The sequence below is a fragment of the Variovorax sp. 05T418 genome (assembly GCF_056396385.1).
In genome coordinates this window covers 356,903-367,381 of sequence record NZ_JBFTLJ010000005.1, presented here as the reverse complement: position 1 = coordinate 367,381, position 10,479 = coordinate 356,903, and the positions used below count along the sequence as shown (strand labels likewise).

Sequence of the window (10,479 nt, the reverse complement as noted above, 5' to 3'; positions counted from 1 at the left end):
CGGAGAAATCGTTCGGATCAACCAGCGTACGGCCACAGTTCACTGCGACGGCCGCGCATGGCGCGTGGCGTTCGCTCTGCTTCAACACGTCACAGACGTCACGCCTTAAACCACCCAGCCGTCAACAACGGCCTCGAGCGGACTATTACCCGGAATACGCGGTGTTCAGGCATCAAGACAACGGCAGGTGGTATGCGCTGTTCACGACCGTACAGCGGAAGAAGCTTGGGCTCTCGAGCGATGGCACTGTTGACATTGTGAACGTCAAGAGCAGGCCGGAAATAGTGGGATCCCTCAGGATGAAGGACGGGATTCTTCCGGCTTACCACATGAACAAGGAGCACTGGCTCTCGGTGCTTTTGGATAAAACGGTGCCAGAGAAGCTAGTGTTGGAATTGATCTCCGACAGCTTCGAGCTCACATCGGGCGCATGAAGTCTGGCAACCTGCCAGATGATGACCGGTCATCGGCTTCGATCTAGCTGCCGCACCCCGCCAGCGCAGGAGGGTCGCCGAAGACCAGGGGCGGCTCTGCCGCCGCCTGGTATGGCTCAATCGATGTGGGCTCCAGATAGCCTCACGATTTCGGACCACTTTTCAATCTCGGCCTTGCTGAACTGCGCGAGCTGTCGCTCGTCCATCAGTGGAACCTCGAGGCCCAACGCGACCAACTTGGCTCTGGTCCCTTCGGCCATGGCAGCTTTCGAGACAGCGTCCCGCAACTTTGCGAGTACAGCAGGAGGGGTCTTGGCTGGAGCGTAGAGCATCATCCATGCCATCAGGTCGAAATTCTCCACGCCTTGCTCCTGGATTGTTGGGACGTCCGGAGCAATCGAGGTTCGCTGCGCAGTTGAAGCGCCGAGTGCTCGCAACTTGTTCGCGCGGATGTGAGGAAGTGCCGCCACAGGGTGGTAGAACATGAAGTCCACTTGGCCCGCGATCACGTCGTTTAACGCGGTTGCGCCCTCCTTGTAGGGCACATGTACCATGTCGCCGCCAAGGCGAGTCTTGAGCAGCTCGCCAGCCAGGTGCCCTGAAGTGCCGTTGCCTGCAGAGGCGAAGCTGAGGCTCTTTCCGCCTGATGCAGCGTTGCGCAGGTCCTTCAGTGTCTTGTAGGGCGAGTTGGCCGAGACGATAAGCAGCGTAGGGGTGGAGCCGGCAAAGCCGATGGGCGCGAAGTCCCTGAGAGCGTTGGTGGTGGGCTTGCGGTAGAGCGTAGGGTTGATCGCATGTGTTCCGACGGTGCCGAGCAGGATGGTGTATCCGTCTGCGGAATCCCTGGCAACCATATCCATGCCAATGTTGCCGCCTGCACCGGCCCTATTTTCAACGACGACTGGCTGGCCCATTTGTCGAGCGATGCCCTCCCCGAAAACGCGTGCCACGATATCCGCGGTCGTGCCCGCGCCGAATGGCACCACGAGTTTGATGGGGCGGATGGGGTAATCCTGCGCGACGGCTTGATGCGCGAGGCCCCAAACTGCCGCGACAGTCAGAAGTGTTCGACGAGAGAGCATGGCAAATCCTTTGGGTTTAACTACCTCAAAGCCGGGTGCTGGCCCGTGCAGGCCTACCCGACAAGCTATGTTAAATAGCCTTGTTGCCTGATGCAATATTGGGGCCAACCCGATGCGCATGGCCCATTCATCAAGTAGGAGCGACCAAAAGCGTCGAGGTGCACCGTCCTCGTGCCGATCTGGTCTCCCTTGACGCTGTCGCCCTCGAATTCCATTCAGCAAACATGCAGATGAGGGACCCGCGGAAAGGCTGGCCACCATGGCGTCCATCGACCCAAGACGTCGGGCCGCGCCCAAGCCGCGGAGAGGCGCCAGCATTGACGAATGCGGAAGGCTTAAAGATGAGATGGGGAAGAGCTTCCGCAGCCCTTATCGCGGCGGCCAGGTCGGCGCCCATCTGCTGGCGGTGCCGCCGGCCGCGGCGAGAGAAACCAGCCCGACCCTGCAGGCTGTCAGAGCTTCGCGCCCACGTAGAACATCAAAATTGACAAGGCGCTCTCGCGCTCTTCGATGCTCAACTGACTGACGAAATAGTCCACGTGAAATTTCACGCTCTCGTCGATTTTGTGCAGCGTATCTCGGCCCAGATCCGTCATGGCGACATAGGTCGTCCGCTGATCCTGATCCCCACGCCGACGAGCCACCAAGTCCTTTTCTACCAGCAGTTTGACAAGGCTGGAGGAAAAGGCCGGTGTGATATCCAGGCGGCTTGCAATCTGATTGACCTGAAGCTCCATGTCGGGGCAACCATAGATTTGAATCAGTGCCTGGTGAGCCAACGGATCGATGCCAAACTTTTTTGCCTGCTCTTCGACGATGCGGAACACTTTGCGCAGCACGTAGCGCGCTTCGGCAACACCTATGAAGTAGAGGTGCTTGTTGCTCTCCCGCGCTTTGCGGCTTGCAGCGCTTTTGCGACGAATACGGTCAACGGACAGCGGCTGGGAAGCAACTGGCACTTCGAGTTTGGGTTCACGCGGTTTGATAAGAGCACGCGAAGTCTTCGTAACGGAGGTCATTTAATCTGCTTGGTCCTGAATGTGCGTCGCGCGCCGCCGCACTCAGTTTGTAAAGACTTTGATCCAGTGCAATGTATATTCTTCAGCTACCGTTGTCAACATACTGATATCACGCAAATATAGGGAGCTTTGACCGTCCGCCGACAAAGGGCCGGCGTCGACTCCGGCCCTTTGTAATTGCGCAATCGTTACTTATAGTCGTCCGGTCCGAATGCGCCTTCGAAGCCCGGGAGGGCCAACGCGCGATCAACCAAATCGGTTGCTCGTGCGTAGTCGAAACTGCGGTTGACATTTTGCTTGACTAAGAAGGACGCACCGCCGTAGAACTTCTCGTACTGCTGGTGGCGATTGCCAAACTCCGAGCCAATGAAGTCCCAGGCCATTCGCATCAGCGCAACGCGCTCGTCGGCGCTGGTGGTCGCCGAGCGGTAGTAGCGCTGCACATCGGCCGCGGTTTCGGAGTTCTGGAAGTCCTTGAACGATGAGGGGAGGGTGATCATTCCGGCGCCGGATAGCTCACGGATGATTTCCACCATGCGAGCGTTCAACTCCGATTGGAGCGCCATGATCGAATACAGCGCGGTGCGCGACGGCCACAGCACGCCATTGCTGTCCGTCTCGGCCGCTACTTCCTGGGCCAGCAGCATGTTCTCGACGATGGACACGAGCGAGGTCAGCTCGCCCATCTGGGTCTGCACCGCGGGGTTGGCATCGTTGCCGGTCAGCTCGTTCATGCGTTTGGCCAAGCCGGTCATGAAACGCAGCTTGGTGGCGTAGCGAGCCTGCGCCTGCAAGTTGCCGTACAGATGCGCGGGCGTTTTCCACCATTGGTCGCGGGCGACTTGGAGGTTGCGGTAAATGAACACGTGCTCCCACGGGATGAACACGTCATCGAGCACCACGAAGCAGTCCGATTCGTCGAAGCGGCTGGACAGCGGGTAGTCGAAGGAGTTCAATGCTTGACCGCCGAAGGGGCGGCGCGGGTACAGCTTGACCCCTGGAGCTCCCACAGGCACAGCCACGCCGAATGCGTAGTTCTCGTCGCCAGGCTGCAACGGGTGGATGGTGCTGATGTAGATGTAGTCGCAGTAGACGCCGGCCGTTGCCAGTTGCTGAGCGCCCTTGATGACGATGCCATCGTCTCTCTCTTTGACGACCCCTGCGTACAAGGTGGGGTCGGTTTGCAGATGCGCCGGCTTGCTGCGGTCGATCTGCGGAGGCACGATGGCGTACGTCACGTACTGGTGGGTCTCGCGCAAGTGCTCGTAGAACTTGATCACGTTGTCCGCAAACTGCTGTCCCCCAGCAGCGAACACGCTCGGTACGGCTGCATAGCCGCAGAAGAATCCAGCGACGTGGTCCGGCGAGCGGCCCATGAGGCCGAAGGTCGCTTCCGACCACATCTCGCTCGCCAGGCGCTTCGCCTTCAGATCTGCGTGGGTCTTCGGGATCTGGAAGCCGCGAAGGACCGGATTTCCGGTCGTCGGTGACGTGTACGTCATCACCTCACGATTTTCGGGCGCCGCCGCAATGTCGTAGAGGTTGCTCAGCGAGCGCGCTCCCCTCGCGAATGCGCGATGGGTCGTCACGTCCGAGACCCGTTCGCCATCCACAAAAATCTGTCGACCATCGCGCAGCGCGCGTAGGTACTCATCACCTGTACGCAAGTTAGCTGTGACCACTGTAGCTCCTTGTTGAAACGACTTGATACCGCCTTTGGCGGGCGGCGACTTGGCTCGGTCGGCTTCGCCAGATCGGACGGTTGACGCCAGATCGCAAACGCTGCATACTCAGCCACATAGGTATGTTAACTCATCTATATGGCGCATGCAATGGTTTGGGTTCGCGATGCAGCGCCGGGGTCCACGAACCCGTGAAATCTTGATCAAGAGGAACGCGATGGAAATGAGCCCTGTTCGGACGACGCTGCATTTCGAGACGACCGACTCTCTGTGCGGACATGCCCTCGAGGTGCCTGTCACTGAGCTGGTGATTGCGGGCTGGACCGGCAGCGACGCTGCGGCCATCGAAGCCCACATCCTAGAACTCGAGGCGTTGGGTGTACGGCGCCCTAAGAAGACGCCGATCTTCTACCGGGGTGCTGCCACGTTGCTGACCCAGCGCGAATCGATTGAGGTGGTGGGAGGCACCGCCAGCGGTGAGGTGGAGCCCGTGATCTTCAGCACCGATCACGGTTTGTGGTTGGGCATTGGCTCCGACCACACCGATCGCGAAGTAGAGACCGTGGGCATCACCATCTCCAAGCAGATGTGTGCCAAGCCCGTATCAACAAAAGTCTGGGCCTTTGAGGAAGTGGCCGGCCACTGGAACGAACTCATCGTTCGTTCGTGGATGACCAAGGGCGGTGAACGTCGCCTTTACCAGGAGGGGCTGCTCGCCAAGATTCGCCATCCCTCCGAACTTCTCAGACTCTATGGCGGCGATGGCTACGTTCCCGCGCCCGGGCTGGTCATGTTCTGTGGAACGCTGGCTGTGCACGGCAACTTGGAACCCGCAGAGAAGTTCGAGATGGAACTGGAAGACCCTGTGCTCCAGCGCCGCCTGAGCCATTCCTATCGTGTGACTGAACTGCCCATCGAGGGCTAAAAGGAGAGCGCTATGCCGATGAACAAACCCCACCTTGAATTTCACCCATTGGACATGGTCAACGGATGGCAGAGCCCTCCCGGGTATCCGCCGGGCGCGGCCGTGCAAGAGAAGATTCTGGCCAGTGACATCGACGAAGTGAACAAGTCCGGCAGCCGGACGCGACTGCTTCGGTTCGAAGCGGGCGCGTTCTCCACCAAGCCTTTTGTTCATGACCACTGGGAAGAGGTCTACCTGGTGTCGGGAAATCTGACGGTGGGCAACGACGAGAACGGCGTGGGAGGGGAAGAGTTCGCCGCACCAACCTATGCATGCCGTCCTCCAGGTGTCTGGCACGGTCCGTTCAAGTCCGAGACTGGATGTCTCCTGTACGAGATTCATTACTACGACGAAAGCAAGAAGTAAGAGGCACCTCATGACTTTGAAGATTGCCGTCCCCGACCTGATCTCGAACTCCTACTTTCCGGTCGAAGCTGCCGTGGAACTCGGCTTCTTCCAAGCCGCGGGCCTGGACGCTTCACTTGAGTTGATCTTCCCCGTTGACAAAGCCTACGCGGCGTTGAAAGAAGGGCGAGTCGACTTTGTCGGAGGATCGGCGCATTCCGCCTTGGCCGCCTTCCCGCAGTGGAAAGGCGTGAAGCTGTTGGCCGCCCAGGCGCAGGGCATGTACTGGTTCCTTGTCATGCGGTCCGATCTGGTCCACCAAAAGGGCGACCTCAGCGTGGTCAAGGGCCGCAAGATCGGGGCGGCCCCATGGGTCGAAATGGGCCTGCGGCAGCTATTGACCGCCGGCGGCATCGATATCGAGGCTGACGGCGTTCAAATTGCGCCTGTGCCTGGAGTTCAGGCGGGTAACGTGAACTTTGGCGTCACAGCTGCGAAAGCGCTCGCAGACGGGAAGATCGACGGCTTCTGGGCCAACGGCATGGGCACCGAAGTCGCGGTCCGCAATGGCGTCGGTACCGTCGTCCTGGATGTGCGCCGAGGGGACGGCCCTGCGGGTTGCTTTGACTACACGTTCGCGTCGATTGCCGCTTCGGACAGATTCATCGAGAAGTCTCCTGATCTAGTAGCGGCCGCGGTGAGTGCCCTGGTCAGCACCCAGAAGGCACTGATCGAGAACCCCGGTATCGCGGCCAAGGTTGGCGAAAAGCTGTTTCCTCCCACGGAAGCGTCGCTGATTGCCACGCTAATCGAGCGGGACTTGCCGTATTACGACGCGTCGATCTCGACGCGAGCTGTGGACGGCATGAATGCCTTTGCCCGATCTCTGGGCATTCTCCACAACCATCCCGTCTATTCCGACGTGGTTGCTGAGCAGTTCAAGCCGCTCTGGAACGCATAGGCAGGAGGTCTGCCATGTCCGTCGACCAGAAAGAATTTCGCAACGCGTTGGGCCAGTTCGCAACCGGCGTCGCCATCGTGACCGCGACGGTGGACGGTAACCGTTTGGGCGCCACCATCAGTTCGTTCAACTCCGTGTCGCTGGACCCGCCGCTTGTGCTATTCAGCATGATCCGTGGTTCTCTCGGCATTGCCCAGTGGAAGGCCGCGAAATCCTATTGCATCGCCATTCTCGGCGAGTCGCAACGGGATTTGTCCAACCGATTCGCAAAAGCGGGAACCGATAAGTGGATCGGCATCGACCCTGCGTTTGCTGCCAACGGCGCGCCGATGCTCCCGGGTGCGAACGCCTATTTCGAATGCGAGCCCTGGAGCGTATGTGATGGAGGGGACCATGAGATCTTCATCTGTCGGGTCAATGCATTTCGCGTGATCCCTCAAGCCGAGCCGTCGCTGATCTTTTGTGGTGGCAGGTACAGGCACCTGAGCGCCCTTGACGCCGCAACCAAGCCGCCGCCCGAAAACCTGTACTTGCACGGCTGGTGAGCGCGGCCGCTTCAGACTCGCACAAGGCACGGCTGACAACATTTGCCACAATCGCTCTGCCCCATGCTGGTACCCGGCACTAGAAGTTGTTGTAGTTATGAATACCGCACACATCAAAGCCCCGGAAGGAAGCGACCGCTTCCTAAATTTGGTCGACTTCAAATGGCTGATGGCTGGCATCGGCTGGTGGGTCAATCTGTCGCGCCTGCAGAGCGACAAGGCCTACCTCGACGAGTGCTTGCAACGCGCTATGACGAGTGACTCAGAGTTGCTACGGAAGCGCAGCGTCGCAATGCTTGGCTTGTCGGATGCACCGTGCGACAAGGCCATGTCGTCCACATCTATCGGCTTGGCGTTGTGATGGGCGCTGAGTGGTCCCATCCATTCGGAGGTCTCATTCGTCGGGCCACGTAGGTCTGGTGCGGGTCAAACAGGAGCGGATAAGTACATCGCTGCTTGGCGCGCCACATTGGTACTCTTTTTCCTTAGGGACGTCATGGAAACATTCTCCAAGCTTGAAACCGTCGAAGCAATGCTGTCGAGGATCGACGATCCGACGGGGCAAGGGTCCGTTGTGTTCACGCAGGTGTACCGCGAACAAGCGCGAGCATCCGCCGCCAGCGCGGACGCGTTGAAAAAGGTGGGCATCGAGCAGCATCCTCTGGCGGGGGTGGCGATATCGGTCAAGGACCTGTTCGATGTGAAGGGTGCGCAGACGCTGGCCGGTTCCCGCGTGCTGAAAGATGCCCAGCCTGCAGCGCACGACGCGGCCGTTATTGCCCGACTGCGCCAATGCGGCGCCTCGATTATCGGCAAGACCAACATGACCGAGTTCGCATTCAGCGGATTGGGCATCAATCCTCACTATGGAACGCCGGTGAGCGTATGGGACCGGCCAGCTCGCCGTATCCCTGGGGGGTCATCGTCCGGCGCAGCTGTCTCCGTCGCCGAAGGAATGGCCTGGGCTGCCATCGGCACAGACACCGGAGGATCGTGCCGCATTCCCGCCGCATTGAACGGCATCGTCGGAATGAAACCGACGGCTTCCACCGTCCCGCGGGACGGAGTGCTACCCCTTTCGTTCAGCTACGATTCCATTGGGCCGCTCGCGTCGACAGTGGCAGACTGCGCACGGGTTTACTCGGTTATCAGCGCCTCCGCTGCAGCACTCGTCGAACGCGAATGCTCCACGCTCCGTTTGGGCGTCATTCGGAATTACGTCATGGAAGGGCTAGACGATTCCGTGGGGTACGCATACGAAGCCGCTTTGAGAAAACTTGCGGCGGCCGGCGCCATCCTGCACGAACTGACGTTACCGGTGCTGATCGACATTCCGGATGTCCTTCATGGCGGCGGGCTCGTCGCCGCGGAAGCCTTCCAGTGGCACCGTGAGCTCCTGTCCAGCCAAGAGCGAGAGTACGACCCTCGTGTCTCGGTCCGGATCCAGCGCGGAAAGAGCATTAGCGCTGCCGACTACATCTCATTGCTGGGCCTACGTGAACGGATGATTCAACGCTGGTCTGCGCAGACAGCGGCCTTCGACGCTGTCCTGATGCCGACGGTGCCCACAGTGGCGCCCACGTTGGAAGCACTTGAAGATGACGGCGAGTATGGGCGTGCCAATCTGTTGATGCTGCGCAACCCCACCATCGTGAACGTCTTGGACTGCTGCGCAGTGTCGCTGCCGTGTCACGAACGCGGTGCGGCCCCCGTAGGTCTGTCGATCGTGGGTGACCGCCAGCGCGATTGGCAGGTGCTGAGCATCGCGCATGCCATCGAGCAGGTGCTCTCTGCCTAGCGCCTCAACACGGATCGCCGAAGGAGCACGCCATGCAAAGCGCAATCCATTTGAATGCGGCCTCCGCATATCCTGAAGGCACCTTGCCAGGGATCGGGCTGTCCCGATTCGCCAAGGGGCTTCGCGAGCTTTCTTGCTCCAAGGCGACCGTCGAGTGTCGTCACGACCTGCCACTGCGGGCGACTGCGATATTGGATGCGGTGCGTCGTGGGGACTTTCAGATCGGCGAACTTTACTGTGGTGCGCTGAGCGCGGTGGATCGACTCTTCCAGATCGGCTCAATGCCGTTTCAATCGTCGACGCGTGCGTCCGCGATGCAGCTTCTGGCGGTGGCGCGACCGCACTATGCACAAAGGTTTGGGACATTGGGCGTTCGACTGCTTTACGTTTCGCCTTGGCCTTCAACTGGGCTGTGGACGAGGGAGCCGGTCCATTCAAGGATGGACTTCGAAAGGTTGCGAATCAGCACGTATGACGACATGTCCGCAGATGTGGTGCGTAGTGCGGGCGGGCAGGCGGTGCAAATGCCAATCGGCGAGGCCCTGAGCCGTCTGCGCAACGGGCAGTTGGAAGGCGTGCTCTCATCGGGTGACGGCGCGGCAGGCCAGCGCCTCGGCAAGTACCTCCGATGCTTCTACGACATCAAGTACGCAACGCCTATCTCTTTTGCTGTCATGAATGCAGAGCTGTACCTCGGTCTGACAGTCGACCAGCGACGGTTTGTTGATCAAACGGCCCAAGCGGTCGAGCGTTCGCTCTGGTGCGACTTGGATGGACGTATCCGTCGGAACCATAGCCACATGATGGCTGCCGGCGTCCAGGTGTTCTCGGAACTTGACGCGAAGTTGAAGCAAGCTCTGTGGGAAGGCGGACACAAGGCGATCAATCAGTGGGAGCAGGGCGCCTGTGACCGGACTGCCTCGATCCTCGGAGAGTATTTCCCGTCGCCTCAGGGTAGGTAGACTGCTCCCGTAGCAGCACCCTCTTCGTGGTGGGCGCGCTCATCGATCCGGCGAATGCGTATCCTGTTCGGGGTAGCGTGCCAGGAAGGCTTCGTGGACCTGATGATTCTGGTGGTTAAGGGGCCGAGCTCGATCTTGCGGGCGGGGCGCACGGCCGGCTTCTCGCGCGTCCGAAAGGGATCGGCTGATACGGATAAATCAGATGAGCAAGACTTCAGCTGTCTGGTTCTTCTTCCCACGACGTTCGGATTTATACCTCTGGAGATCGATCATGATCAAACGCTCTGAAATCTTTGACTACGCCAAAAAGAAGTACAACGCCAAGCCCGATTACCCCTTCGAAAAGTACCGCAGTTATGCAGTCCTCCGCCATTCGGATGATGACAAATGGTTCGGGCTGGTGATGAACGTCCCCAGAGAAAAGTTGGGCCTGAAAGGCGAAGGCGAGGTCGATGTCCTTGACATCAAATGCCACCCGGCGAATGTCGATGACCTCAAGACCAAACCCGGCTTTCGGCCGGCCTATCACATGAACAAGGAACACTGGCTCACCGCCGTTCTCGACGGCTCTGTATCGAAGGAAGAGATCTTTTCCCTTCTCGATGAGAGCTACGACCTCACGAAATAGGTCGCTGACGTAGGGCCACCCGGGCAGCGTCGCCCTTGGGGGGCGGCACGTCGTTCCAC

Annotated in this window: 13 protein-coding genes; 10 read left to right on the top strand and 3 right to left on the bottom strand. The window is 59.6% G+C overall.

What is annotated here, in order from left to right:
* The coding region (locus tag AC1DMS_RS13835; RefSeq protein WP_478181190.1) for an MmcQ/YjbR family DNA-binding protein at window positions 1-434 on the top strand (434 nt) is incomplete at its 5' end.
* A gap of 116 nt (window positions 435-550) precedes the next feature.
* Here AC1DMS_RS13835 and AC1DMS_RS13830 read toward each other — a convergent pair.
* The 3 genes from AC1DMS_RS13830 to AC1DMS_RS13820 all read right to left on the bottom strand — a co-directional run bounded on the left by AC1DMS_RS13830 (window position 551) and on the right by AC1DMS_RS13820 (window position 4,217).
* Window positions 551-1,516: a Bug family tripartite tricarboxylate transporter substrate binding protein gene (locus tag AC1DMS_RS13830; RefSeq protein ID WP_478181189.1), complete on the bottom strand. Its 966-nt coding sequence runs from the start codon at window positions 1,514-1,516 to the stop codon at window positions 551-553.
* A gap of 452 nt (window positions 1,517-1,968) precedes the next feature.
* Window positions 1,969-2,535, bottom strand: coding sequence for a MarR family winged helix-turn-helix transcriptional regulator (locus AC1DMS_RS13825; protein WP_478181188.1), 567 nt, complete (start codon window positions 2,533-2,535; stop codon window positions 1,969-1,971).
* Window positions 2,536-2,723: 188 nt separating this feature from the next.
* Window positions 2,724-4,217 carry a 4-hydroxyphenylacetate 3-hydroxylase family protein gene (locus AC1DMS_RS13820; protein ID WP_478181187.1) on the bottom strand — a complete coding sequence of 498 codons (1,494 nt, stop codon included), beginning with the start codon at window positions 4,215-4,217 and terminating at the stop codon, window positions 2,724-2,726.
* A 223-nt stretch (window positions 4,218-4,440) separates the two neighbouring features.
* Here AC1DMS_RS13820 and AC1DMS_RS13815 point away from each other — a divergent pair, with 223 nt between their 5' ends.
* The 9 genes from AC1DMS_RS13815 (at window position 4,441) to AC1DMS_RS13775 (ending at window position 10,420) form a co-directional block, all read left to right on the top strand.
* The gene (locus tag AC1DMS_RS13815; protein WP_478181193.1) at window positions 4,441-5,142 is read left to right on the top strand and encodes a DUF2848 domain-containing protein; all 702 of its coding nucleotides are present in this window, start codon (window positions 4,441-4,443) and stop codon (window positions 5,140-5,142) included.
* 12 nt (window positions 5,143-5,154) lie between these two features.
* On the top strand, window positions 5,155-5,547 hold the full coding sequence (locus AC1DMS_RS13810) for a cupin domain-containing protein (RefSeq protein WP_153283330.1): 393 nt from the start codon (window positions 5,155-5,157) through the stop codon (window positions 5,545-5,547).
* A gap of 10 nt (window positions 5,548-5,557) precedes the next feature.
* On the top strand, window positions 5,558-6,487 hold the full coding sequence (locus tag AC1DMS_RS13805) for an ABC transporter substrate-binding protein (RefSeq protein ID WP_478181186.1): 930 nt from the start codon (window positions 5,558-5,560) through the stop codon (window positions 6,485-6,487).
* Between the two features lie 14 nt (window positions 6,488-6,501).
* Complete coding sequence (locus AC1DMS_RS13800) at window positions 6,502-7,032, top strand: flavin reductase family protein (RefSeq protein WP_478181185.1); 531 nt, start codon at window positions 6,502-6,504, stop codon at window positions 7,030-7,032.
* A 97-nt stretch (window positions 7,033-7,129) separates the two neighbouring features.
* Window positions 7,130-7,393 (top strand): hypothetical protein, encoded by a 264-nt coding sequence (locus AC1DMS_RS13795; RefSeq protein ID WP_478181184.1) that lies wholly within the window; start codon window positions 7,130-7,132, stop codon window positions 7,391-7,393.
* Between the two features lie 135 nt (window positions 7,394-7,528).
* Window positions 7,529-8,830 carry an amidase gene (locus AC1DMS_RS13790; RefSeq protein ID WP_478181183.1) on the top strand — a complete coding sequence of 434 codons (1,302 nt, stop codon included), beginning with the start codon at window positions 7,529-7,531 and terminating at the stop codon, window positions 8,828-8,830.
* Between the two features lie 32 nt (window positions 8,831-8,862).
* A complete protein-coding gene (dctP, locus tag AC1DMS_RS13785) occupies window positions 8,863-9,792 on the top strand; it encodes a TRAP transporter substrate-binding protein DctP (protein ID WP_478181182.1) in 930 nt (309 codons plus the stop codon).
* 54 nt (window positions 9,793-9,846) lie between these two features.
* Window positions 9,847-10,080 carry a hypothetical protein gene (locus AC1DMS_RS13780; RefSeq protein ID WP_478181181.1) on the top strand — a complete coding sequence of 78 codons (234 nt, stop codon included), beginning with the start codon at window positions 9,847-9,849 and terminating at the stop codon, window positions 10,078-10,080.
* On the top strand, window positions 10,064-10,420 hold the full coding sequence (locus AC1DMS_RS13775; protein WP_478181180.1) for an MmcQ/YjbR family DNA-binding protein: 357 nt from the start codon (window positions 10,064-10,066) through the stop codon (window positions 10,418-10,420). Before AC1DMS_RS13780 ends, AC1DMS_RS13775 begins: the two co-directional genes overlap by 17 nt.
* The last annotated feature ends 59 nt before the right edge of the window (window positions 10,421-10,479 follow it).

What these genes read in the sequence shown, in the direction of transcription:
- AC1DMS_RS13830 (WP_478181189.1), bottom strand. Translation starts at nt 1,516, where the DNA reads ATGCTCTCTCGTCGAACACTTCTGACTGTCGCGGCAGTTTGGGGCCTC.
- AC1DMS_RS13825 (WP_478181188.1), bottom strand. Translation starts at nt 2,535, where the DNA reads ATGACCTCCGTTACGAAGACTTCGCGTGCTCTTATCAAACCGCGTGAA.
- AC1DMS_RS13815 (WP_478181193.1), top strand. Translation starts at nt 4,441, where the DNA reads ATGAGCCCTGTTCGGACGACGCTGCATTTCGAGACGACCGACTCTCTG.
- AC1DMS_RS13810 (WP_153283330.1), top strand. Translation starts at nt 5,155, where the DNA reads ATGCCGATGAACAAACCCCACCTTGAATTTCACCCATTGGACATGGTC.
- AC1DMS_RS13805 (WP_478181186.1), top strand. Translation starts at nt 5,558, where the DNA reads ATGACTTTGAAGATTGCCGTCCCCGACCTGATCTCGAACTCCTACTTT.
- AC1DMS_RS13800 (WP_478181185.1), top strand. Translation starts at nt 6,502, where the DNA reads ATGTCCGTCGACCAGAAAGAATTTCGCAACGCGTTGGGCCAGTTCGCA.
- AC1DMS_RS13795 (WP_478181184.1), top strand. Translation starts at nt 7,130, where the DNA reads ATGAATACCGCACACATCAAAGCCCCGGAAGGAAGCGACCGCTTCCTA.
- AC1DMS_RS13790 (WP_478181183.1), top strand. Translation starts at nt 7,529, where the DNA reads ATGGAAACATTCTCCAAGCTTGAAACCGTCGAAGCAATGCTGTCGAGG.
- dctP (WP_478181182.1), top strand. Translation starts at nt 8,863, where the DNA reads ATGCAAAGCGCAATCCATTTGAATGCGGCCTCCGCATATCCTGAAGGC.
- AC1DMS_RS13780 (WP_478181181.1), top strand. Translation starts at nt 9,847, where the DNA reads ATGCGTATCCTGTTCGGGGTAGCGTGCCAGGAAGGCTTCGTGGACCTG.
- AC1DMS_RS13775 (WP_478181180.1), top strand. Translation starts at nt 10,064, where the DNA reads ATGATCAAACGCTCTGAAATCTTTGACTACGCCAAAAAGAAGTACAAC.